Raw genomic sequence first — 24,248 nt, 5'->3', positions numbered from 1 at the left:
AATACATAAAAGTTTACAAATCTTGGTGGTGTGATGTTCCTCCTGCACGGACCAAAAGCACACCCCAGGGTTAGGTAAGTACAATAGCTCGACGGGAAAAGCACAAAATGTTTGAATATTTTTCAGATAAAGCGATCAAGGCCGTGATGCTCTCTCAGGAAGAGGCACGACGTTTAGGACATAACTTCGTTGGGACTGAACAACTGCTACTGGGTATTATTGGGGAAGGAACCAGTATCGCCGCCAAGGTACTCTCAGACCAAAACCTAAACTTGGATAATACCCGCCGGGAGATTGAATCTATTATTGGGCGCGGTTCTGGTTTTATGCCACCAGAAATTCCGTTTACACCTCGCGCTAAGAGGGTGTTTGAGGCGGCGATGAAAGAGGCTAGGCAGTTGGGCAATAATTATATTGCGCCAGAACATATATTGCTAGGGCTGTTGCAAGATGAAGAAGGTGTAGCAGCCAAGGTTCTGGAAAACTTAGGTATTGAGCGCCGACAATTACGCACAGAACTGATTAAGAATTTAGGGGAGGAAGTCCCCGCCTCAGCCGGGGGAACCTCCCGCAGTTCGGGGCGCAAAACGGCTACCCTCGATGAGTTTTCGACTAACTTGACTCAGTTAGCAGCTCAAGGAAAGCTAGATCCTATCGTAGGACGCGATCGCGAAATAGAACGGGTGATTCAAATACTCGGTCGCCGTACTAAAAACAACCCAGTGCTAATTGGTGAACCGGGGGTTGGTAAAACGGCGATCGCAGAAGGACTGGCTCAACGTATTATTAACGGAAATGTGCCGGAACTTCTGGAAAACCGACAAGTGGTGAGCCTGGAAATGGGAACTCTGGTGGCGGGAACCCGCTTCCGGGGAGAGTTTGAAGAACGACTCAAAAAAATTGTTCAGGAAATTAAAGCCAGTGGCAATATTATCCTATTAATTGATGAGATCCATACCCTGGTGGGAGCGGGAGCTATTGAGGGAACTATGGATGCTGCTAATATGCTTAAACCGGCTTTAGCACGGGGAGAATTGCAGTGTATCGGCGCAACGACTCTGGATGAATACCGCAAGTATATTGAGCGTGATGCTGCCTTAGAACGCCGATTTCAGCCGGTAATGGTGGGAGAACCTAGCGTTGAGGAAACTATCGAGATTCTATTTGGGTTGCGGTCGGCTTATGAACAACACCACCGCTTGAGTATTTCTGATGAGGCGGTTTTGGCGGCGGCGAAACTATCTCACCGCTATATCAGCGATCGCTTTCTTCCTGATAAGGCGATCGATTTAATTGATGAAGCTGGCTCACGGGTGAGGGTGATGCACTCTAAGTTACCCCCAGAAGTGCGAGATCTGAAAGTGGAACTGTCGGACATTGTTAAACAAAAAGATGCGGCTGTTCAAGCTCAGGATTTTGAGAAGGCTGGAGAATTGCGCGATCGTGAATTGCAATGCAAAGACCAAATTGAAGCTGCTTCTCAAGTGGAAACTAGCATCAAAACTAACTTAATTGTTACCGAAGAGGATATCGCTGATGTTCTCTCGGCTTGGACGGGAATTCCGGTCACTAAAATGACTGAATCTGAGTCCTATAAACTGATGCACATGGAAGATACCCTACATCAGCGCCTGATCGGTCAACATGAGGCTGTTAGCGCTGTTTCCCGCGCTCTTCGTCGCGCTAGGGTGGGACTGAAAAACCCCAACCGACCGATCGCCAGCTTTATCTTTTCCGGTCCAACCGGGGTGGGGAAAACCGAACTAACTAAGGCTTTGGCTTATTACTTTTTTGGTTCCGTGGAAGCGATGATCCGTTTGGATATGTCGGAGTTTATGGAACGCCACACAGTTTCTAAGCTGATTGGTTCCCCTCCCGGTTTTGTCGGCTATGATGAGGGTGGACAACTGACGGAGGCGGTGCGTCGTCGTCCCTATACGGTGATTCTGTTTGACGAAATCGAAAAGGCTCACCCGGATGTCTTTAATATGCTATTGCAGATTTTGGAGGATGGACGACTTACTGATGCTAAAGGTCGCACTGTCAGTTTCAAAAATACTCTGATTATCATGACCTCGAATATCGGATCGAAGGTGATTGAAAAGGGTGGCGGCGGTCTCGGTTTTGAGTTTGAGGAATCACCGGAAGATGCTCAATATACTCGAATTCGCAATTTGGTTAATGAGGAGTTGAAACAGTATTTCCGACCGGAGTTTATTAACCGTCTTGATGAGATTATTGTCTTCCGTAAGTTGACGAAAGATGAGGTTAAACAGATTGCTGATATCCTGTTGGAGGAAGTGTTTGCTCGTTTGCGGGATAAGGAGATTGTCTTGGAAGTGAGCGATCGCTTTAAAGATCATATTGTTGAGGTGGGATATGATCCTAATTATGGCGCTCGTCCCCTCCGTCGTGCGATTATGAACCTCTTAGAAGATGTCCTGGCGGAAACTATGCTATCGGGTACACTTAAACCAGGTGATCAGGCTTTGGTAGACTTGGATGATGATGGACAGGTCAAAGTGATCACGGGTGAAGAACGTCTGCGTCGGCTTCCTGAATATGCCACCACTAACGGCTAAGTAGTTGATCTTGGGAGACGAGGAATAATCCCTCGTCTCTTATTTAGCCATGGTTTTTATAGATTTTTCGGCGTTTAAATAATGCGATCGTCATCAGATTTACAGAGGCGATCAAATTTCCACACAATCTTTGATTCCGACTTTCCTCTATCTCTTGTGATCTGGGTGTTTCCCATTCTTTCCCTAGACAATTTTACCGATTGAGCATCCCCTAATATCCATCGGTACAATCAAATACCTCAACCCCTCTAATCCAATTAGGGCAGACATTGCTATACTAATAATAGCATATCAACCTCAAAATAGGCAACATATTCATTCTAACTTTCCACATCTGATTTTAGCCAACCCACCCCAAGGAGGCGACATGGTTACAGAGATTAAAACCACCCCCAAAACCCCAATTATCTACCCCGAAAGCGACGGTCAACCTATGGCAGAAAATACGGAACAATTCCGCTGGATTGTCACGATTCAAGGGGGAATTGATGCCCTCTTTAAAGATGACCCTAACGTATTCGTAGCCGGAGATTTACTCTGGTATCCCCTAGAAGGCAACAATAAACTGCGAGTGGCTCCAGATGTGATGGTAGCCTTGGGACGACCGAAAGGAAAACGGGGGTCTTATTTACAATGGCAGGAAAATAATATCGCCCCCCAAGTAGTTTTTGAAGTCTTATCTCCCGGAAATACCTTAACGGAAATGGCGAAAAAGCTGGAATTTTATCAGCGTTATGGAGTGGAAGAATACTATATTTATGACCCCGATAAAATTGACTGCTGTGGCTGGATTCGCACAGAGAATCAACTCACGCTTATTGAAACTATAAACGGCTGGATTTCTCCCCGGTTAGGGGTACGATTTGAAATCTCGGAGTCGGGGTTAGAATTGTATCGTCCCGATGGGCGGAAATTCTCGACTTATATCGAATTAGAGAGCGATCGCCAACAAGCCGAAGAACGCGCCCAACAGGAGGCAGAACGCGCTAACCGCCTCGCCGAAAAACTGCGGGAATTAGGCATTGACCCTGATGCTATGTAATCCCCTTTGAGGAGGAATACACCCAGAAAGTAAAGGAATCTGCTGATTGTGTTCTGGGTGTGTTTATTATCGCGCCTTAGTTATGTTCGGATCAGATGAGCGATCGCCTAATTTTCCCAAAAGAAGGGGGGTTTATGGGCGTTCCCAAAAGAAAACCTGCTTTCGGAAACCTCCGCGATAACTAACCTTATGATGGGGAATATACCCCATTTATTCCTCGGTATAGATATTTTGTTTTATAAAACCTCCAATTCCATTGAATTCTGAATATTTAATTCCAGTATGCCATCACTTATTTGATTCGGGACTACTCCCAGAACTTTAATCTCTTTATTCTGAAGTTCCAGCAAATTCGTACCACCAGGAACTTGATTGAGAATTTGCGAAGATACTACCACCCGATAAAGTTGATTACCTTCTGCCATCAAATTTAACCAAACTGTGTCAACAGTCGGCCGCCTCCAGCCATTGACTCGACCCCTGATCACATTCCCGCCATGAGTAACTGTTGTCGAAACTGTACCCGCCTCAGTTGCACAAAAGAAATTAACGGGATTCTTCCCAAAATCAGAACAAACTAAAATTTCTTCGGTTCTCCGGATAATTCCTCTGAAATTGGTATAATCTGATTCTGAGCCTGGGCCATAGTTGGCTTGTTTTTGAAGGTCTGGAGGGGCGTTGAACAAAACTCTTTCGATTACCTTTTTGTCTGATTCTGAAAGTTCGGGAGAGAGATATACTCCTGCACCCGGAATAGCTCGACTCAGGTGGATGATACGGATATCTGGATCGTTTTTGACTGTATCACCTAAAGCCCCCGCACCCAAATCTGCTTTTCCGGTCTTCACCATTTCCCGAATATTCTGCCCTCGGTGTCCCATATCTACGGTTAGAGTTTTGCCATACAAATCGTAAACGGGCATATAAAAACTCGATGCTGAGTTGAACCCGCCCAAGGCAATTACGGTGCTTGGTGTTATGTCATTGATAGATTGAATTGGGCTGTCCGCTCTGACGTACAATGCAGAATAATAATAAGGCGGACGTTCAGGAAACATTAAAGCGGCAAACGTATAACTGTTATCTTGGGCAGCAACAGAAATGATCGGAGACAGGGTAAAGACGACATCCCACTCTTTCTTGGCTATTCGATCCTTGGCTTCTTGGTAAGGTAGATTATGGTCACCATCGATCGCCAAGTCTACTTTTTTACCCAGAAAAAAATCAATAAAATTACTGGGGATTAACTCTTGTCGTAAATAATCTACTAGGTCGGTGTTGTACTTGGGATTGCTTAAACTGCCAATTGTTAAGGATTGGGCTTGTACTTTCGGTTTCCACAGGTAGGGAAGCGATCGCCACCCCAACCCTAGAACAACTATAGAAACAATTGTCGATAGAACCAATAGCCCACGTTTTGGTGATGTTGGTGTTGATGTGGGTTGTGGTACAGAAGCGGGAATATTATTGGGCTGCATCTGTGTATTCGTAAGAGATTTGAGCATTTCTGCGGCGCTAGAGTAGCGATCGCCAGCGCGGGTGCGAACTGCTTTATCTAACACATTGGCTAAACCGCCACTGACTTCTGGTGCATCTTGTCGCCAAAGGATTTCTGCCGTCCCCGGGTCGATCGCCAAATCTTGCGGCAGCTTACCTGTTAACAAATAAATTGCCGTCAGTCCCAAACTATATAAATCACTAGAATAAACAGGTCTACCGATTGCCTGTTCAGAAGCCATAAACCCAGGAGTACCAATTACAATCGAGTTAACCGCATTTCCTTGGGTATTGAGCTGGGTACTCATGGCTTCCTTAACGGCACCAAAGTCAATCAACACTGGCTTGCCATCTTCCTGGCGCAAAATAATATTGTCCGGTTTGATGTCGCGATGGACTATTTGCTTGTCGTGTATGTATTGAAGCACTCCCAACAGACTGGTCAAAATTGCCCTCACGGCACTTTCGCTGAGTTTACCCTCCCTTTGCACCTTCGCTTCTAGTGTTTCACCCTCGATATACTCCTGCACCAAGTAAAACTTGTTCAGTTCCTCAAAGTAAGCGTACAACCGAGGAATCTGGTTATGCTCCCCCAAAGTTTGCAATGTTGCCGCTTCCTGCCGGAATCGTTCTTTCACAATATTGTTAAACTGGCGTTGAACTTGGCGCTTGAGTTGCTTGATCACATAGTTTTGCTGCAAGGGCATCTGGGTGTCTTGTGCCAGGAATACCTCGCCGAAACTACCGGTTCCTAGGGATTTTATAACTTGATAGCGACCATTTATAAGTTGATGCTGATTATTTAAGGGCGTTTGCATGATCGCTACTCTTGGCTGGGGCTGATTCGGTGAGTGGGACGGACTGGACAGAGGGAACGATCGCCTTTTAACGTTAATCATAAGTTCTGTTAATTATCCATTAAAGCCGTTCTTATGTTTCCAGACATCAGTATTTTTACTGAATTTCCTGAATACATAAGCAGGGCGCGATCGCTTGTAAATTGACAATCGGCATCACTCCTGAAATTGCAGGTTACACTTACCTATCGCCTTCGCGGATAACTTTTACGCAAATTGGGAAAAATTTTTGGGGTTAATCCTCAAACAGCCCAGAAACCCCGTTTCTCCCGTCGAGACTAACGACAACAACCCCCGATCGCCTCCACCGCTAGATGACCCAAACCAATCGATTCCAGAAGTTCCGTCCACCCGGCTGCGATATCTGCATTTCCTGGATTATCGCGACGCAATTCAGCGAGAGTGGTTAGAGTTTCGTGCCATAACCCATTCGCCGCATAGACTTCCACCCGCTGCATGGGTGTTGTTGCCACTTCTAGCTGACTGGTTAGGGTTCTTGAGGGGGCAACTCTTTCCACCATTGCTTGTACATAGTCATCCTCAGCCCGAATTCTCGGATTGCATCGATAGGAGAATTGCCACAAATATTTTTTGCCAATTTCCAGGGGGGGGAGGCTTTCCGGTAGGCGGAAACTCACAATTCCCGGTGTGTCGGTAATCCTGACCACGGTTTGGTAAACTTGGGTTTCTTGTTCATCCAAGACCACAAATTCTACCTCACGGGTCAGCTCCGAGGAATAAGGCACATAAAACCAGAATGTGGGATGTCCCGATAGGGTGTAGTTCACTTGACTGGGAATTAATGCGGTCAGAGGTTTATCCACGGCGGGACAGGAGGTGCGACTCCCAGAACCTTCGCGATCTTCTGGGGGTTGGGGGTCTGGTGCATCAAAGGCTGTGGCAACCAGGACATCGGGTAATGGGAATTGATGATTTTCCGGGCGTAATTCCCTGCTATAAGTGCCGTAAACTCGCTGTATTGGCACTATAGCGATTAGGAGAATCAAGGCGATGGATAACTGCAATTTGCCGGGTTGCGGCGGTTTTCTTAAAGGACTGGACAAGCTGCTACTCCTGGGTAGTTGGGGTTATATTTACTTATCGCAATGGGGGGAGAAATTTACGCAAAAAAGGACCGATCGCCAATGTCAATGCTGGGGGGAGGAGGGGAACCCAAGTGCCTTGAAGCAGTAGCAGATAGCAGAGGATATATAGAATGGCGATCGCTATGACGATGGCTGTAATCATCACGATGTCACTGTTGCCGATGTACAATGCGATCGCACTTCCGGCCATTGACCACACTACCACCCAAATCACTTCTTGCCACCAAACCCATACCCCAATCAGGGCACGACCATCAAGGGCCGCACTGAGAATATGGCTGACCATCTGTGCTTGCACCATCACTCCTGGTACTTGATCAGAGGGAGATTGTCCGGCGCGGTGGGGAGTGCTAAAAAATTTAGCGTTGACTCTACTGGTAAAACCAATCAGCACAATTCTGTTTTTGACTAGGTTAGGGTCAAAATCTCCCTGCAAAACTTGGGTTAGGGTCAGAGTTCTGGCTATGGGAAAAGAACGATAATTTAACATCACATACCATCCCCCTGTCGGTAGATTTTTGTATGCTCCGCTATGGGTATTTCCCAGGGGCTTAAAAATCGCTTCGCCTAATTGTAAGGGGTTGTTTTGATTACCTTGATTATCGGGAAAAATATTCTCAGCCGCTAGGTATTTTCGGGCTAATTGAAAGCTCAAGGAAAAACCCGTGTTACAGTCGGAGTTAGCTCTCATAAAAAATAGGTGTCGTCGCAAAATTCCATCAGGATCGACGAGGACATCATCAAATCCTAAGCGATTATTGGGGATGACATCAGGCGATCGCACAGCGGGTTCATTAGCCCGGGGGAAACTACAGATAGCAAATAAATTGTCTTGTTGCTGCATTTGTGTTCGCAATTCTGCATCCCCAGGAGGGACGGGAAAATCTCGATAAATGGTTAACCCGATCGCCCTGGGTTGATGGGGTTCTAATTGCTGCAATACTTGACTAATCGTGCCATCAGAGATAGAATATTCTTGTCGTGATTGTACATCATTTCCCGTCACTTCAACGACTACAATTCGGGGGTCGGGTGGTTCGGGAGGACGCGATCGCATTAAGTGATCATAGAGTTTCAATTCCCCCCCTTGTAAAATTCCCAATTGGCGGATAATTAGAATTATTAAAGCTATCCCCCAACTGCTTAACCAAAAAGTGCGATCGCGCCCTTGGGAAAAAGCAGGTTTTATTGGGGGCTGTTGCTGTCGCCAAACTATCGGTAATTCGGCGGGATTTTGACAGATAATTGGCAACCAACTAGCACAGGGAAATTTATCTTCTAAACCCTGTAAACGTTCCCGGGCTTGTCGCACTGCCAAGTAAAAGGAATAACCCCTAGAAAAAGCCTGAATAAATCCGACTAAAAAGACATGGGCTACCCGATCCGACACGGGTTCTCGCATCACAATAATTTGGGGAATATGTAAATCAGCAAATTCCGCAGCTAAGGATAACCCCTGGCAAGAATTAAAAATCGCTAGTTGTAAGCCACGGCTGATAGCCGTTTTTAAGGCTAATTTTAGATGAGAAATGCCGATTTTATCAGTGGCATTAATCGACAATAAACCCCCGTTACCATTTTCTTCACTCTCACTATGACCGGCAAAAAATAAAATATCCCAACCGCGATCATCCCATAAATGTTGGTCAACTTCCTGACGGGAAGGTTGAACCAAAAAAACAGTTTCCGCATCGGCAATTTCTGACAAAACTTGGCGATCCTCCGCCAGATCGAGGCCGTTATCATTGCCTAAAATAGCTAAAATTCTAATCTGTTTTCTTCGGTTTAACTTCTGCACTCGCTGATATTCTGGGGCGCTTAAAGCAATTTCGGCTTGGGGATAATCAGACAAAAAATCCCAAAAATGCCAAGGTAAACGCCGCACTAATTCATCATCAGTTTCCAGAATTAATTGGATTTCGTCATTCTGGTTGAGATGCGATCGCAATTGGCGATCGATATTTCTAAATTTCTCAGCACCCAGCCACTCATTAATAACCTGAAGATACTGCTGGCAAATATCCGAAAATTCTACCTGAGAAACATTGGTGATATCTTCCCGATCTATTTTGATGCGGGGATGCCATCCTGGACGGCGATAAAGTGCTTGATAAATCAAATTCCAACGACGATAAATCCCATCTAATTCCTGGGCGGGAGGTAACGCGCCAGTAAATTTTAGGGGACGGGGATTTTCCGGTTCCCAAAGTAGGGCGGTGACATGGGGAAAACCGGATAGCAAATTCCCATATCCTAGATTAATGACAACAATAGTTGGTTTTTTGGGACTGGTCATTAAATAGCAAAGTTCTCTATAATCATGGCATTTTCTAGGGCAACTTGAATAGAAAAGCGTTCCCCCGTTTCTCCGGTAAATCGGGGCAGTTGGATATAATTATCATGACGGCGCGATCGCACTTCTTGTAAAGTATCTGCCTGGTCTGATAGTAATGCTAACCGCAAATTCGGCGGTAAATAAATTTCTCCATCAGGGGGATAAAGTCGCACTCTGACTGCCATAGTATCAAATTCTGGTGTTAGCGCCACCAACAATACTACCATTTGACTGCCCAACTGCATTTGCAAATCAATCAATTTTCCCCTTTCTATCTCAGCTTGTCTATCTGGTGGAGAAGTGCGAAAATTATAGGCGAGATTTGGAGTGCTAAATATTGAGCCCAAATCCTGCCACGTTTCCCCAAAGATTCCTTGGCACCACTGACTAAGGTTGACCAAATTCTGCCGACGCAACCCAGATAAAGTGGTCAACAGTGTTTCTACGGGTTGCAACTGACTCAGGGGGATGTCTGGGCGATCGATGCTATGAATAAATCCCAGAATATTGGCGGCTTTTAAAGAATCTTCAATTTCCACGACTACATAGCCAATGCGATCGCCCCAAACTTCCGGGGGAATTCGGCAAATTTGCTGATTTTCGCGGATCGGACGACATTCGAGAATCCCCAATCCGGTCACCTGTAGATCTGCCACATCACTAGCCAAGCGGGCGATCGGATTCCAACTATCACCAGCATTGAGTTGGGTAGCAATTCCCATCCACTCCAAATAATTACGCACCACACAAACCGCCAGAGTGTTAAAATAAACCTGTTCAGCTTTTTGGCGATTGGGTTGTTCCCTCGCAAATTGTTGGGCGAGGCGGCGCGAATTTGTGCCGATCAACATGGGTAAGGCAGAATTTTCGGTTTGTTGGGTATGATTAGCCATAATTGTTATTGGTTGAATGACCTCTTTATAGATATCCGGCTGATTCGCCAAATTTACGCAATTGTGGCAGACATTTCCGCTGATAAAAGCTGCTGAGGGTAGAAACTGGTAAACCCAACTCTGCGGAAAGATCCTCCCAGGTAGTTTCGGGGGGTAAACGACGTAAAATCAACAGTTGACAGGTAACATCTTTTCGACCCCGGAGTTGGAGACGCTGCAATTCTCCCTCTGGGTCAGTTTCCGCCCACTTGCGGGTAGCTTGCAGGATCGGCGGGATATCTGGGGGGGCTTCAAAGGTATCCAAAAAGGTGAGGGTGTCATCATCATATAGCGGTTGTGAAGCCGAAACCATTTGTTGTTTCTGGTTTTGGTGTTTAATAGCCCTATCTTTGAGGCGCATTTTTAGGTAAACATTTAGCCAGGTGGTGATGCTACTGCGATCGCTATCATATTTATCTTTCCCGGTGGTGGCTTCACAGAGATTTAGGCAAAAATATAGCCAAGTTTGTTGCCAGACTTCCTCATAATAGGGGGTATTTTCTCGCCATAGCTTGCCTGATTTGACAATCATTCGATACAGTTGAGTTAACCCTTGCTGGCGTTTTAGGCTTCCGGGAGGGTGGCGACAAGTCTCGGTAATGAGCGATTGTAATTGGCCATTAATCATTTAAGTAAAATGCCTCTAAAAAACATTTCATCCTGTCTGTTTCTGATTGCGTTTATGACTCTGGGTAAAATTGAGTTTATCAAATTTCTTTGGTTTCCGGTAACAGGGTTGCCAGTTTTGGCACAAGAAAGGGGAGAAGATCTGGTCATTGAGGCGATTCAATTGCATGAAATCGGAGATAAACAGGTCGCTGGCGGTGAATTGAAAGAAGCGTTGATAACCTTCGATCGCGCTTTGCATAAGGTGCGGGTGGAAGGCGATCGCCAACTAGAAGCGTTGATTTTAAATGATATCGGTGTTGTCTATCGCAATTTGGGCAATTATCCCCAGGCTGGGCATTTTTTAAACGAGGCTTTAACTATTCGCCAAAATCTTAACGACCGACAGGGAATTAGCCAAACTCTGATTAATTTGGGGGCGCTTTCTTCCTCCCAAGCTAACTATCCCCAAGCCATCAATTTTTATGAGCAAGCCTTGGCAGTTTTGCCAGCAGAAGAATCCTATGGATCGGCTGTTATTTTTAATAATATGGGGCAAATTTATCGAGCTTTAGGACAACCTCAAAAAGCCCTGATTTATTTCCAACAAGCCGGGGCGATATTTGCACAAGAAGATGATGATTTTGCGGTGGGAATTACTCTCGCTAATATGGGGGCGGTTTATCATGCTCTGGGGGACTATTCCCAAGCGTTAGAATTCTATGGGAAAGGGTTAGCGATCGCCTCGGAAATCGGAGATGCTGTCGGGGTTGGTCAAACCCTGTTAGATATGGGGGCGGCTTATGAGAAATTAGCCAACTATTCCCAAGCGTTGCAATTGTACAACCAAGGATTAGAAATTATGAGGGCGATCGGTGAAGAAGATGCCCAGAGTCAAGCCTTGAATAATATCGGTTCAGTTCATCGATTAATGGGGGACTATTCCCAAGCCATAGAATTCTACGATCGCGCCTTAGAAATTCGGCGAAATTTACGGAATACAGCCGGAATTGCTGTCACCCTCAATAATAAAGGTGTCGCTTTATTTGAAGCTGGAAAAATCGCGGAAGCTACCCAAACCTTATACGCGGCAATTGACGCATTAGAATCTCTGCGACCCGGCTTGAGCGATGCCAATAAAGTCTCGATTTTTGATAAATATCGGTCTAGTTATAGTATACTACAAAAAGCATTAATTAGCCAAAATAAACCGGAAATCGCCTTAGAAATTGCCGAGAGAGGACGCGCTCGTGCTTTCCTGGAATTAATCGCCCAACAACTATCTCCTGAAGCGGTGCAAGAATATGACCGGCAAAATAATCCGCCTATGAGGATTTCCGACATTCAAAAAGTGGCAGGACAGCAAAATGCTACCCTAGTTCAATATTCGATTATTAGTGATAATTTCGGCAACAATTCCGCTTTATTTATTTGGGTGGTGCAGCCGACGGGAAACATCACTTTTCGGGAAGTAAATTTAAGCCAATTAGAAACGTTTAGGGAGACTTTAGTGCCTTTTTTGGCGGAGGGTACGGACTCGGAAGCGGAAGGTTTATTAACGGCTTTGGTGCGGGGAACTCGCCAGGGAATCACGGAAACTCTGCCCAGCATTTCTACCCGCAATCTCAGAAATAGTCACTTGCAACAATTGCACGATTTACTGATAAAACCGATTGCCGATTTACTGCCGCAAAATCCAGAAGATAAGGTGATATTTATCCCCCACCAGGAGTTATTGTTTGTGCCGTTTCCGGCGTTAATCGATGAAAGCGATCGCTATTTAATTTTCAACCATACTATTCTAACCGCCCCAGCCATTCAGGTGTTACAATTGACTCGCCAACTGGCAGAAAACCGGAGAATTAACAGGACAAATAACCCCGCCAATGCTCTAGTGGTGGGCAATCCGGTGATGCCAAAATTGTCTATAGAACCGGGAGAAGAACCCAAGAGATTAGCTAATTTACCCGGTGCAGAAGCCGAAGCGATCGCCATCGCCTCTATGTTGAATACAGAAGCGTTAATTGGTAGTGCAGCGACGAAATCAGAGGTTTTGGAACGCATTAATGCGGCGGCGATCGTGCATTTAGCAACCCACGGGTTACTGGATGATTTTAGCGAGTCTGGGGGTGTTTTAGGGGCGATCGCACTAACTCCAAGTTATGGCGATCGGGGGTTTCTCACTTCTGAGGAAATCATGGGATTGAATTTAACAGCTTCCTTAGTGGTTTTAAGTGCTTGTAACACAGGTGGAGGCAGAATTACAGGTGATGGTATCATCGGATTATCTCGTGCCTTTATTGGTGCCGGGGCTGAAAGTGTGATTGTCTCTCTATGGCAAGCAGAGGATGCACCCACCGCCAAATTAATGCAGGAATTTTATCGACTTCTACCCCAAAAAGGCGATCGGGCTGTGGCTTTACGACAAGCCATGTTGACCACTATGGAAGAATATCCTCAACCCAAACATTGGGCAGCTTTTACCCTCATGGGCGAATCTCTCAAATAGAAATACAACCCCGTTTCTGACTCCTGGTTTGTGACCCCCCTGCCGGAAACTGTAGCGGGGGAGGTAGTTTTGGTGTGAATGAATGACCGTTACCAGACAGGGAGAAACCGCTAGGGGGAGGGAAACCCTATCGCCAGGGCGCAATGCCCCACCAAGGCTATCTGCTTGTAATGGTTTATACTAATTGATAATTGTTCATCTTCACACTCGGAGTATTTATGACGGCTACACAAGTTTCTGCTCGCGAACTTTTCCGCGCTGCTTATGAAAATCGTTACACCTGGGATGCGGATTTCCCAGGCTACACTGCTGATGTCACCTACGAACATGATGGCCAGGTGATTCATGGTCGGGCGAAGGTCGGGTCGGATATGAAGGCAGAAGTGCTAGATGTTGCTGACGAGGCGGCGCAAAAGGCTATCCATGGGCAACTGTGGGAAACGGCGATCCACCGGGTACGTCGAGATTTTGAGGCGGTGCATGGAGAAAATACGTTTAGCTATGGCGAAACGGACGAAACCGGGGCGGTAGAAATCATTATCGGCGGCAAGGGGGAAGGCGATCGCTACCAACTCCGCAATAATGAGGTTTGCATGGTGCATCGTCACATTCACGGGGTGGTAGTGACGATCTACACCCACAGCAGCCACCAAACGCCGGAGGGTTATCTTTCCCACCGTTATGATTCTGTTTATCATGACCCCAAAACGGGGGCACAGAAGGGGGAAAAAAGCGATTTTGAAGATTCCTATACCCCAGTAGGCAAGTATCAAATCCTCAGTGAGCGGATTATCCACAACCCAGAAAGCGATCGGAGCGATCGCTTTACCTTCTCTAACATTCAACTGTTAAGCTAGGTTAGTTTGGTAATCTCATTTTGAACAAAGCCACCGCGTAGGGGCGGGTTCTGCTGTCAATTTTGCATCCCCACCAGGATATTAATAAACCCGCCCCACCGGACAATTGATAATTGTAGGGGCGGGTTCTGCTGTCAATTTTGCATCGCCACCGGGATATTAATAAACCCGCCCCAGCGCCGTCAATTTTGCATCGCCACCAGGATATTAATAAACCCGCCCCACCGGACAATTGATAATTGTAGGGGCGGGTTCYGCCGTCAATTTTGCATCGCCACCAGGATATTAATAAACCCGCCCCACCGGACAATTGATAATTGTAGGGGCGGGTTCTGCTGTCAATTTTGCATCGCCACCGGGATATTAATAAACCCGCCCCAACCGATAATTAAATCATGAAGGTGCGGCTGCACATAGGGTTCAAGTCGATTGGCGAAATGTTCTGAAATGGCTGTTGATGAAACTGAATTGACTATCACTGTATAAATTCAGTGTCATTGGACTGATAAGTATTTGGAGTCCCCCTTGCTGAATCACGGGGGGGCTATTTCGCCCATCTTAGCAAAAAAACACCCACCATGAGTCAACCTTTTGAATCCTTTGCTATTCCCGAACCTCAACAAGAGGCAAAAAAGGCAGCCGAAACTTTACGGGAACTGCACCCAGAACTGTTAGAACCTCGCCCCCAAGCTAATAATTCCCAACAGACTCCAAAGAAGATCGGCTTATTTCTCCTAGGTTTCATTTGGGCAAATCCCAAACAATTCTATGGCAAAAAACGGGTCACTGATGAATTGGTCGAACACTCCCAACTCACGGCGGGGGTAATTAGCACTGCTAGTCTGGTTAATGCCATAACCAATCAACCAATTTTGTTTTTTGCTTTCAAGGAATTTGGCGTTTTGGCTTTCATTTTTAGCCCAATGCTGAACCTGTTACTGGTGCGTTTCACTAACGAAAATGGTACTGCTGTGGCGGGACGAAAACGGGGCAACCAGGACTGGGCAAAAGCGGGGGCGGCGGCAATGATCGCTATGTCAATCTTGCAATCTCTGGCGGCTGCTATCGGTAGCGAAGCCCTGAATAATCGCCCGGAACTTAGCAGTTTAAAAGCCCTGGAAATCATCGAGACACAAACTCAGAATTTGGCGGATATTCCGGCTACAACTCCCGCCTATGAAAGCGCGCGCGAAGAGTACCAAAAGTTACGGCAAGAGTTTCAAAGCACGTCCCGCAATCATCCTAATTGGGATACTTTATATGTCAAATTATACGGCTCCTGGGCCGATCGCGATCGCAATTGGCGGACGGTTCCCACGGAAAATCTGCCCGCAGAACAGCGGATGTTGCGGCTACAACAAGAGGCGATCGCCATCAAACAACAAGCACAGCAGGACTGGGCAAATAAATTAGCCAAGCGTCATCAAATCGGCGATGATGTCCTATTTATGGCTCAACAAATGCCCCAATTATTTGACCGACATTTTGATGATAATTATCAGCTAATCTCTGGCACTGAAATCATCCGGTTAGCCATGTTAAACCTCACCTATAAAGTCATGCGCTTTGATATTGCGGGGTTGGGAATTTCCCTCGGTTGGATGGTTTTGTCCGTGGTCAGTAGCACCGCCGCCTGTTGGATGACTCTCGCCCACGCCCGCCGCGAGGATGTGATTATGTCGCGGGATGATGCAGTGGGAGAAGCCATAGAAGCCTATCTCGAATATCTTATTAGTGGTGCAGATTTGCCGGATAATTCCCCCAAAAAATAACCAGCCAAATTAGGGTGCTTTTCTACTATCTCAATTGACCAGGATATTTTCACAGACTATCCCACCGCCATTGGCTCAAATCCTTAGCAACCATGAAAGTGATTCCCATGCAACAACCTAATCGTAATCTGAACAATTCTCATCTTACTCCCATTGAGAATAAACCCGACATTTCCCCCGCTGAAATTAGCGATCGCATTCTGCTGATCAGGTTCTTGGAAAACTACCGCAAAACTGGGCGCTGTGAATCTCTCCCCCAATTGCAAGAAATCGCCAGGTTAGCTTATCAACGACAACTGACATCCCCCAAACAAGCCCGCGCATTATTGTCCGACCTAGACCATATAGAATCATCTCTACCAGGCTTATTTAACAGTTTAAGCGCCTTGATATCAGATTTTGGTGAAAACATTAAAAATGGCAATCAACCCGACTCAAAGCAGCGTTTTGAGTTGCTGGATAGCTTGACTGAAACTATCGAATTTCTGGAGCGTTTAACTGCGATCGCCAGGAATCATCCCGATGCTCCAGAACCGGGATTTGAGGAAGGTTTTGCCTCTTGTTATTTGACCTTAATTAAGCAAGTTAATGATGTGCGTTACGGTTTGTCTTACTTACAGGAATATCTGCGCCCGCAAGCTCTGCAAAATCAACTCAGTCGCTATCCTAATCCTGATTTGAAGCTAATCACTTTAATCACTGGAATTGAAGACCTTTATATCACTGTGATGCTCTTAATTCCCCGACTGCGAGAAAACGTCACCCGTCAAGTTCCCCAATTCTGGGGTTCAGTAGAGTATTGATACCATGGAGGATAAACCAATGTTTAACTGGCTGAATGAATTATTTAATAGTGGCAAAAAATCCCAATCTGCCGATATTGATATCTCCGAAATTGACGACATTGAACCCGTAAAAAATCTCATCAGTAGCAGCGAGTTTATTAATCGCTTACAGGGGGGAGAACGCCGATTCAATAATCTAATTGTGGAAGGCGTGGATTTGCGAGGGTTAGATTTAAGTCACTTAGTCCTGGCTAATTGTGAGTTACAAGACAGTGATTTGAGTTATGCTTGCTTGTTTAACGCTAACTTTAGCCGTAGTAAATGCGATCGCACTAATTTCACCGCCGCCTATTTAGAAGGGGCGAACTTCTATAAAACTAGCTTAGTAGGTGCGAATTTCAGTCACTGTCAAGCTATTCATATTAACCTCAGCCGTGCAAACTTAAACTATGCTAATTTAACTTGGGCGAATTTAACAGCCGCCAATCTCTCAGCCGCCCAATTAGAAGGGGCGAATTTATCAGGGGCTAACCTAGAAAATACCAACTTAGATTATAATCCTACCCGGGGAAATATCGGTTTACAAATGCTGCGTTTACCCACAGGATTACAAATAATTAAAAAATCCCCAGCCAGTTAATCACCTAGGGGCTGTGGTTAGTTGATGCAGCCACAGCCTTTTCCTGGTTTTAGATAGGGCTACAGATGCTTAAAAAATCCGGGGGATAGATAATCGAAAGTAATCAAGCCTATCTCTAATCCGTCCGGTTCCCCTGCTGACCCCTAACCGCCCATTTATCGATATTGCCAAATCATTAACCGATTTGCTATGATTAATTATGATAAGCACCTCTTAAATTAAATGCCCATTGAAACTATCCCTAACAGCGATTTTATCTATTATCTAATTGCCTTTGATAAAGACGGAAACGAACGCACTGACGACCCGGACGGTCTCATGAGTGAACGAGTTTTACAAGTAATTCAGCAACAACCAGTTACCGATGTATTTTTGTTTAGCCACGGTTGGTTAAGTGATATTCCCGCCTCCCGGAGACAGTATACAAGATGGATAGAAGCAGTTATTCAGCAGAAAGATGATCAAGCACGTTTTCAGCAAGTACAACCGGGATTTTATCCCCTAGCCATTGGTTTACACTGGCCTAGTATGCCTTGGGGAGATTATGAATTAGGAGAATCCCCCCTATCGATGAATTTGAATAATTCCCCCCAAGAGAACCTGGAAAATCAGCGATTATCTGTAGTTGATGAAATGGTCGATCGCTATGCGGAAAATATTGCCGACACCCCCGCCGCCAGATGCGCCCTAGAAGTGATTTTTAATGCCGCCACTGAAAATATAGCCCCAGAAACCCTGCCTATAGACGTTCTCAATGCTTATCGAATATTAGACCGCGAAGCTGGTTTACAAGCCATAGGCATTGCCGCCGCCCCCAGTGCCGATCGCGATCCCTTTGATCCAGAAATTACCTTTGCCGCAGCCAGAACCGAAGCCCTCAGTTTTAGCGGATTTAGTTGGGGGGGACTTCTAGCGCCGTTGCGAACCCTCTCCTTTTGGAAAATGAAAGACCGCGCCCGAGAGTTTGGGGAAAATGCCGCTTTTCACCTGTTAGCCCAACTACAACAAGCGGGAGGCGATCGCCTGCGTTTCCATCTCATGGGTCATAGTTTTGGCTGTATCGTCGTTTCTGGGGCTTTGGCGGGGTCGGGAACCGACTTGAGAAATCACCACCCCATTAACTCCCTGTTGCTGGTACAGGGGGCGTTATCTCACTGGTCTTATTCTCCTGATATTCCCCTGAGTCCAGGAGTGCCGGGTTATTTTCATGGTATCATCACCAACAGCCTGGTCAAAGGTCCGATCGCTATTACTCACTCGAAATGGGACACCGCCCTAGGTAAATGGTATCCGCTAGGGGCTTCTGCTGCGAGTTTAATCAGGCGATCGATTAGTTTCTACTCAACCGACAACCTGCCTAAATATGGAGCTTTAGGAGCATTTGGGGCTAGTGGTGATCACGAATTCCGAGCAGTTAATTGCGATATGTTACCCATAGATGCCCATTATCCCTTAGTTCCCGGAGCCATTTATAATATCAACGCCGATGAATTTATCCGCGAGGGTAGCGGTTCCCAGGGCGCTCATAGCGATATTGCTCGCCCAGAAGTCGCCCATTTAATGTGGGAAGCCGCCCTCACCTCTGTAGATTGGCGAATTTAGCCTAGCTTTGATCGCCTCGGTTCATGCGACGCAAGTTGAGAACATCACTGATGTTTTTAATTTGTAGACAGGTTTGCTCAAATTGATTGCGATCGCATATTTCGATACCCAACTCTATCAAAGCCGGAGCGTCGCGAAAGGTCTTAACCTGAGCGCTACGAACGTTGATATTGTTGTCTTTCAGTCGAGATAAAATGTCATTGAGTACCCCCACCCGGTCTAATACCTCAATCTGAATTTTCACCAGATAAGTTTTCCGTCGTCCTTGGTCAATGGGGGTAGGATTCCAACTAACTGGAACTAGGCGATCGCCACTAACCTTGCTAACATTATGGCAGCCTTGGCGGTGAATGGAAATCCCACGAGTCCGGGTCACAGTCCCAATAATTGGCTCTCCAGGAATCGGATTACAGCATCCCGCGATATGGTACATTAACCCCTCAACCCCGGCTATGGGAGACTTGCTAGTAGATGTAGAAGTAGGTACAGAGCCATTTAATGTATTTCTAGGCGCTAAATTCTGCATTTGTAGGTTATTAGCCACCTGTTCCATCGAAACTTCTGGAACCGGACTATTAGCTTTCACCACATCCCGGAGTCGATGCACCACCTGTTTCAGGGTAATTTCTCCATAACCCAAAGCAGCTAATAAATCATCAACACTGTGATAATTGCAGCGATGAACTACTGTCTGCATTGGCGCGGATTTCAGGAGAGATTCTAAACCATTGCGACCCATTTCTTTCTCTAAAAGTTCCCGACCTCTGGCGATATTTTCATCACGATGCGATCGCTTATACCATTGACGGATCCGATTTTTAGCCGTGCTAGTTCTGACAAAATTCAACCAGTCTAAACTAGGATGGCTATTTTTATTGGTTAAAATCTCCACAATATCCCCATTTTTTAACACCGTATCTAGGGGAACCATCCGTTCATTCACCTTCGCACCTTTGCAATGATTACCCACTTCACTATGCACCCGATAGGCAAAATCTACCGTAGTAGCACCATTGCTTAAAGCCATCACATCACCATCAGGGGTGAACACATAAACATCCTCATCAAAAAGGTTGTTTTTAACCGTATCTAAATATTCCTGAGCATCTTTGAGATCGCTTTGCCATTCTAGTAGTTGCCGCAACCAGGTAAACTTCTCATCGGCTTCAGTTAATTTGCCAAATTCTGAACCGCCCGTTTCCTTATATTTCCAATGGGCAGCAATTCCATATTCCGCTATATGGTGCATTTCTACCGTGCGAATTTGCACTTCTACCGGGCGACCAGTGTTCCCAATAACTCCCGTGTGTAGAGACTGATAACGGTTAGGTTTTGGCAGTCCGATATAATCTTTAAAACGTCCGGGAATGGGGCGGAAAGAATCATGAACGATCGCTAAAGCTCGATAACATTCCTCATTAGTTTCTACGATTAAACGCAGGGCAGCAATATCATAAATTTCATGAAACTGCTTGTGGCGTTCTTGCATCTTTTTGTAGATGCCATAAAGGTGCTTGGGACGACCTGTTACTTCATAACATCGGATCCCCGATTTTTCCATGCGATCGCGTAAAATATCCGCTAAGGCTGCTAGTTTTTCTTCCCGAATAGCCCGGCGGTCAGCTACCCGGATTTGAATTTCTCGGTAGGCTTCCGGTTCTATATACTTAAAGGCTAAATCTTCCAACTCCCACTTCAGACGACCGATACCCAAACGGTTCGCTAACGGGGCAAAAATTTCGCGCGTTTCTAAAGCAATACTTCGCTGTTTCGATTCTGACATAAATTCCAGAGTTCGCATATTATGGAGGCGATCGGCTAGTTTAACCACAATCACTCGAATATCTTGAGCCATAGCCAGAAACATCCGCCGGAAGTTCTCAGCTTGGCGTTCTGTGGTATTAGAAAAGTTAAACTTAGATAGTTTGGTCACACCTTCCACTAAATGGCGGACTTCCGGTCCGAAGTGGCTTTCTAATTCTTCCGGAGTGACATCAGTATCTTCGATGATGTCATGTAGAAACCCCGCCGCCACCATAGCGGTATCACTACCTAAAAATCGCAGTATACCTGCTACAGCAATGGGATGGTTAATATAGGGTTCCCCCGATTTGCGGTATTGTCCCTTATGCAGTTGATAAGCAAATAGGAAAGCCCGCGAGATCAGATCATTGTCTGGAGAAAATGACCGGGTATCTGATGACTCCAGGCTTTGGGAGTTGTCCAGACAATGTTGTAGCCAGTCAGGCACTAAGCATTCGTAGGTGTTTGAGGATGATAGAGTTTTGATGTTCATGGTATTTAGGCCTATTCAATTACAGATACTTGATGACTTTGTAGTTTTCGATACAAAATATGTGGGACGACGGACCCAGAGTAAAATAGGGCTTTCTCCTGACTAACAGCAGTCAGTGTGAAAAAAATAATTGATCATTGAACCGCTGGAGTCTCCACAACCCCGGCGGCGATGCTACTATTAGGTTAGCGATTCACACTTGCACACAGGGGCTGTTACCTGGGTGATTGCCGTGCGATCGCACCTTTGTACGGGATATTTTCAGGCTTTGGGAAATATCCTAACTTATCCCCCAGATATTCCCCACATATCCCTGTATTCTCCTATAGGGCGATCGCCCATATCTCATAACCATAACAATTAACCCAATTGGATGCTAATTGCATAGGGATCACCATTAACCCAGATTTAACCCAGATTAACCTGGGGTGAGCCCAGTCGCGCTTAGGTACAATTTTTGTCTATGATGGTTAAATAATAGACAAACTTCTTAACATTATGTTAACAAAGGAGTTCCATAAAGCGATCACAGAATTCAGGCAATCTTTGGAAAGACTCCAAAAAACCATGGTTTCTGACCAATCCGATGTAAATCAGATGACTGAAGCCTTTGGCGAGGTTCAGAGGGTGTTTGAGAGTCGGATTATGCAGCTAGGCGATAGTGACAGCCTGGCGCAACTTCAGTCCTACATCACAGAAACCCATAAGCAGATGCGATTGTTGGGGTTAGACCTAAGATTTCTGAAAGCCTCGCGTCATAGTGCTACCACCAGGGAGCGACTTGCTTCTATGCGCGATCGCATTTCCATTGTAATTGGATATTCCACAGTTGTGTTAGACAAAACCACAGAGTGCGAGACGTTCGGGTACGAAATAGGGCTGAAATGCCCGAAATAACTACCCGGTGGGGATTTCAACCCCTCGGTTGAATATAAGGAGCGCAATACTGACCATCCTCACAACTGTTTATATGTCCCAAAAGTTTGGTATAGAAATATACAAAACAAGGCAGGGAACCCAAGGTCAAAACGAACTAACTCATACAAATTCCTTATAGGAAGCCCAGAAATGGATAAGTAAAGTTAGGAAATTAGGGTAACGGCGATAGCCACCCCCAGTTTTGGGAGTCACAAACCCAAGACTGAAGCGGGGAACGGAAGGCTCCGAGGTGTAACCCAACACCAGAATCGAGACCACTGCCAACCATCCATGATTAGGGAGACCAAATGTCTGGCTTGAACCACCGTCAATTGTAAGTAGCGAAATAGGTTGATACGCTGCGCTCAAAAGAGCAAGGGGAAAAGTAGGTGTTTTCTGTTACTACCTACACAGACCTTTAAAAGTACCCCGGTGGAAAGGACAAATCTAAAGATGGAATGCCCATATAAACGGAACGTTTTAAGTCCTCCTGGACTCTGATTATCTGGTCGAGATATCAGTAGGGATAAGTGTAACCGCAAGTCCTAGAGGATGTGAGATGTGACCAAAAGCCAACGCCCTACTGTAATGGCAGGGATATGCTAACAGGTCACGGTTTGATTGTAAAGAAATAGAGCCTAGTAGGTGTACAAATGGCGATAGCGAGTTTAAAGAAAGGGTTTGGGAAACCAAAACCAATCAAGACTACGAACAACGCATGGAAGGCAATCCCATGGACTAAGGTTCAACGGAAAGTTTTCAAGCTCCAAAAGAGTATATTTCGAGCAGCTAAATCGGGACAAAATGCTAAGGCACGAAGGTGGCAACGTCTATTGGTGAAATCATATTATGCCCGGCTCCTAGCAGTGAGACTGTAGGGGCGGGTTCCACGGTCAGCCATGCTTCCCAACAGTCAGCTTAATAAACCCGCCCCCCAAGATAACCAAGGCAAGAAGACAGCCGGTGTTGATGGAGTAAGAGTAATCTCTCCAAGACAAAGGTTTGAACTGGTCAAGAACATTAAGGGAAATCTCAAAGCAAAACCACTGCGACGGGTGTGGATTCCAAAACCTGGTAGGGATGAAAAAAGCTGGAATAGGAATACCCACAATCCAAGATAGAGCAAGGCAAGCCTTGGTTAAGTCGGCTCTCGAACCTGAATGGGAATCGAGATTTGAAGGCACAAGCTACGGGTTCCGTCCAGGACGGTCAGCCCATGACGCAATTAGCAGAATTTACACTGCCATAAATCAAGGACAATATTATGTTCTTGATGCCGATATAGCAAAATGCTCTTACCGTGAACCATGAATACCTACTGTCCAAAATTCATTGTCCAAGCCGCCTAAAAAGAGACCTGAAACAATGGCTMAAAGCAGGCGTGCTAGATAACGGTGTATTTGAGGATACAGAAGCAGGGACACCCCAGGGAGGGGCAATAAGTCCAATACTCACCAACATCGCACTGTTGGGGATGGTTAGGTTAATAGAAAAAATGTATCCTAAGAATACCAACTACAAACCTTTTGCCACGGTAATACGATACGCCGATGATTTTGTAGTCATATCCAAAGACCTAGGAATCATTGAACAGTGCAAAATTGCTATCACCGAATGGTTAAACCCTGTAGGATTAGAGATTAAACCCGAAAAGACTCGAATTGGTCACACACTCAAACCTATTGAGTATAATGGCAAAACAGAAGAACCTGGGTTTGATTTTCTCGGATTCAATATCAGGCAATACCCAGTAGGAAAATACAAGTCTGGAAAAACAGGGGGATATAAGAGTCGATTAATCGGACATAAAACCCACATAAAACCCAGCCAAAAAGCAGTTGTTGCCCACACAGAAATRAWAAAAGGTGTAATCAAACAATATAAAACCGCACCACAATCAGCACTGATAAGT

Annotated in this window: 20 protein-coding genes; 14 read left to right on the top strand and 6 right to left on the bottom strand. The window is 45.7% G+C overall.

Annotation, left to right across the window (positions count from 1 at the left end; genetic code table 11):
• Positions 1-107: 107 nt before the first annotated feature.
• On the top strand, positions 108-2,582 hold the full coding sequence (locus B9T16_RS03710) for an ATP-dependent Clp protease ATP-binding subunit (RefSeq protein ID WP_410244125.1): 2,475 nt from the start codon (positions 108-110) through the stop codon (positions 2,580-2,582).
• Positions 2,583-2,949: 367 nt separating this feature from the next.
• A complete protein-coding gene (locus tag B9T16_RS03705; RefSeq protein WP_062945685.1) occupies positions 2,950-3,624 on the top strand; it encodes a Uma2 family endonuclease in 675 nt (224 codons plus the stop codon).
• A gap of 236 nt (positions 3,625-3,860) precedes the next feature.
• Here B9T16_RS03705 and B9T16_RS03700 read toward each other — a convergent pair whose 3' ends face one another.
• The 5 genes from B9T16_RS03700 to B9T16_RS03680 form a co-directional block, all read right to left on the bottom strand.
• A complete protein-coding gene (locus B9T16_RS03700; protein WP_035738032.1) occupies positions 3,861-5,939 on the bottom strand; it encodes a protein kinase domain-containing protein in 2,079 nt (692 codons plus the stop codon).
• 317 nt (positions 5,940-6,256) lie between these two features.
• Entirely contained in the window at positions 6,257-7,042 is a 786-nt protein-coding gene (locus tag B9T16_RS03695; protein WP_006617223.1) for a DUF928 domain-containing protein, read from the bottom strand.
• Between the two features lie 34 nt (positions 7,043-7,076).
• Positions 7,077-9,380, bottom strand: coding sequence for a CHASE2 domain-containing protein (locus B9T16_RS03690; protein ID WP_006617224.1), 2,304 nt, complete (start codon positions 9,378-9,380; stop codon positions 7,077-7,079).
• On the bottom strand, positions 9,380-10,312 hold the full coding sequence (locus B9T16_RS03685) for a DUF1822 family protein (RefSeq protein WP_410244124.1): 933 nt from the start codon (positions 10,310-10,312) through the stop codon (positions 9,380-9,382). Before B9T16_RS03685 ends, B9T16_RS03690 begins: the two co-directional genes overlap by 1 nt.
• 25 nt (positions 10,313-10,337) lie before the next feature.
• On the bottom strand, positions 10,338-10,979 hold the full coding sequence (locus B9T16_RS03680; protein ID WP_006617226.1) for a hypothetical protein: 642 nt from the start codon (positions 10,977-10,979) through the stop codon (positions 10,338-10,340).
• A 9-nt stretch (positions 10,980-10,988) separates the two neighbouring features.
• Here B9T16_RS03680 and B9T16_RS03675 point away from each other — a divergent pair, with 9 nt between their 5' ends.
• From B9T16_RS03675 to B9T16_RS03650, 6 genes are all read left to right on the top strand, one after another.
• Positions 10,989-13,466 carry a CHAT domain-containing protein gene (locus B9T16_RS03675; protein ID WP_410244123.1) on the top strand — a complete coding sequence of 826 codons (2,478 nt, stop codon included), beginning with the start codon at positions 10,989-10,991 and terminating at the stop codon, positions 13,464-13,466.
• Between the two features lie 218 nt (positions 13,467-13,684).
• A complete protein-coding gene (locus B9T16_RS03670; RefSeq protein WP_006617228.1) occupies positions 13,685-14,323 on the top strand; it encodes a DUF3386 domain-containing protein in 639 nt (212 codons plus the stop codon).
• A 578-nt stretch (positions 14,324-14,901) separates the two neighbouring features.
• On the top strand, positions 14,902-16,095 hold the full coding sequence (locus tag B9T16_RS03665; protein WP_410244122.1) for a hypothetical protein: 1,194 nt from the start codon (positions 14,902-14,904) through the stop codon (positions 16,093-16,095).
• Positions 16,096-16,187: 92 nt separating this feature from the next.
• The gene (locus tag B9T16_RS03660; RefSeq protein ID WP_317268757.1) at positions 16,188-16,898 is read left to right on the top strand and encodes a hypothetical protein; all 711 of its coding nucleotides are present in this window, start codon (positions 16,188-16,190) and stop codon (positions 16,896-16,898) included.
• 19 nt (positions 16,899-16,917) lie between these two features.
• Positions 16,918-17,520: a pentapeptide repeat-containing protein gene (locus B9T16_RS03655; protein WP_410244121.1), complete on the top strand. Its 603-nt coding sequence runs from the start codon at positions 16,918-16,920 to the stop codon at positions 17,518-17,520.
• Between the two features lie 222 nt (positions 17,521-17,742).
• Positions 17,743-19,122 carry a hypothetical protein gene (locus tag B9T16_RS03650; protein WP_006617020.1) on the top strand — a complete coding sequence of 460 codons (1,380 nt, stop codon included), beginning with the start codon at positions 17,743-17,745 and terminating at the stop codon, positions 19,120-19,122.
• 1 nt (position 19,123) lies between these two features.
• On the opposite strand, the gene B9T16_RS03645 is transcribed toward B9T16_RS03650, so the two are convergent.
• Entirely contained in the window at positions 19,124-21,418 is a 2,295-nt protein-coding gene (locus B9T16_RS03645) for a RelA/SpoT family protein (protein ID WP_410244120.1), read from the bottom strand.
• 199 nt (positions 21,419-21,617) lie between these two features.
• Here B9T16_RS03645 and B9T16_RS03640 point away from each other — a divergent pair, with 199 nt between their 5' ends.
• From B9T16_RS03640 to B9T16_RS03615, 6 genes are all read left to right on the top strand, one after another.
• Positions 21,618-21,782 (top strand): hypothetical protein, encoded by a 165-nt coding sequence (locus B9T16_RS03640; protein WP_410223138.1) that lies wholly within the window; start codon positions 21,618-21,620, stop codon positions 21,780-21,782.
• A gap of 134 nt (positions 21,783-21,916) precedes the next feature.
• Positions 21,917-22,315: a heterocyst frequency control protein PatD gene (gene patD / locus B9T16_RS03635; RefSeq protein ID WP_410244119.1), complete on the top strand. Its 399-nt coding sequence runs from the start codon at positions 21,917-21,919 to the stop codon at positions 22,313-22,315.
• A gap of 674 nt (positions 22,316-22,989) precedes the next feature.
• The gene (locus B9T16_RS03630) at positions 22,990-23,214 is read left to right on the top strand and encodes a reverse transcriptase N-terminal domain-containing protein (RefSeq protein WP_014276720.1); all 225 of its coding nucleotides are present in this window, start codon (positions 22,990-22,992) and stop codon (positions 23,212-23,214) included.
• A gap of 21 nt (positions 23,215-23,235) precedes the next feature.
• On the top strand, positions 23,236-23,457 hold the full coding sequence (locus tag B9T16_RS03625) for a reverse transcriptase N-terminal domain-containing protein (protein WP_014276721.1): 222 nt from the start codon (positions 23,236-23,238) through the stop codon (positions 23,455-23,457).
• Complete coding sequence (locus tag B9T16_RS03620; protein ID WP_014274255.1) at positions 23,417-23,647, top strand: reverse transcriptase domain-containing protein; 231 nt, start codon at positions 23,417-23,419, stop codon at positions 23,645-23,647. The genes B9T16_RS03625 and B9T16_RS03620 overlap by 41 nt, the downstream gene beginning before the upstream one ends.
• Positions 23,637-24,248 (top strand): reverse transcriptase domain-containing protein (locus B9T16_RS03615; protein WP_410244118.1); only part of this gene is annotated, 612 nt, incomplete at its 3' end. The genes B9T16_RS03620 and B9T16_RS03615, both read left to right, overlap by 11 nt.

The organism is Arthrospira sp. PCC 8006, assembly GCF_046480465.1.
Taxonomy (GTDB): Bacteria; Cyanobacteriota; Cyanobacteriia; order Cyanobacteriales; family Microcoleaceae; genus Limnospira; species Limnospira platensis.
The sequence above is the reverse complement of the archived record's forward strand: the minus strand, read 5'-3'. Positions and strand labels throughout refer to the sequence as shown.

Coding starts and splice junctions, on each gene's coding strand:
- B9T16_RS03630 (WP_014276720.1), top strand. CDS start 22,990: ATGGCGATAGCGAGTTTAAAGAAAGGGTTTGGGAAACCAAAACCAATC.
- B9T16_RS03655 (WP_410244121.1), top strand. CDS start 16,918: ATGTTTAACTGGCTGAATGAATTATTTAATAGTGGCAAAAAATCCCAA.
- B9T16_RS03685 (WP_410244124.1), bottom strand. CDS start 10,312: ATGGCTAATCATACCCAACAAACCGAAAATTCTGCCTTACCCATGTTG.
- B9T16_RS03625 (WP_014276721.1), top strand. CDS start 23,236: ATGCTTCCCAACAGTCAGCTTAATAAACCCGCCCCCCAAGATAACCAA.
- B9T16_RS03690 (WP_006617224.1), bottom strand. CDS start 9,380: ATGACCAGTCCCAAAAAACCAACTATTGTTGTCATTAATCTAGGATAT.
- B9T16_RS03620 (WP_014274255.1), top strand. CDS start 23,417: ATGAAAAAAGCTGGAATAGGAATACCCACAATCCAAGATAGAGCAAGG.
- patD (WP_410244119.1), top strand. CDS start 21,917: ATGTTAACAAAGGAGTTCCATAAAGCGATCACAGAATTCAGGCAATCT.
- B9T16_RS03660 (WP_317268757.1), top strand. CDS start 16,188: ATGAAAGTGATTCCCATGCAACAACCTAATCGTAATCTGAACAATTCT.
- B9T16_RS03710 (WP_410244125.1), top strand. CDS start 108: ATGTTTGAATATTTTTCAGATAAAGCGATCAAGGCCGTGATGCTCTCT.
- B9T16_RS03645 (WP_410244120.1), bottom strand. CDS start 21,418: ATGAACATCAAAACTCTATCATCCTCAAACACCTACGAATGCTTAGTG.
- B9T16_RS03670 (WP_006617228.1), top strand. CDS start 13,685: ATGACGGCTACACAAGTTTCTGCTCGCGAACTTTTCCGCGCTGCTTAT.
- B9T16_RS03700 (WP_035738032.1), bottom strand. CDS start 5,939: ATGCAAACGCCCTTAAATAATCAGCATCAACTTATAAATGGTCGCTAT.
- B9T16_RS03680 (WP_006617226.1), bottom strand. CDS start 10,979: ATGATTAATGGCCAATTACAATCGCTCATTACCGAGACTTGTCGCCAC.
- B9T16_RS03705 (WP_062945685.1), top strand. CDS start 2,950: ATGGTTACAGAGATTAAAACCACCCCCAAAACCCCAATTATCTACCCC.
- B9T16_RS03675 (WP_410244123.1), top strand. CDS start 10,989: ATGCCTCTAAAAAACATTTCATCCTGTCTGTTTCTGATTGCGTTTATG.
- B9T16_RS03665 (WP_410244122.1), top strand. CDS start 14,902: ATGAGTCAACCTTTTGAATCCTTTGCTATTCCCGAACCTCAACAAGAG.
- B9T16_RS03650 (WP_006617020.1), top strand. CDS start 17,743: ATGCCCATTGAAACTATCCCTAACAGCGATTTTATCTATTATCTAATT.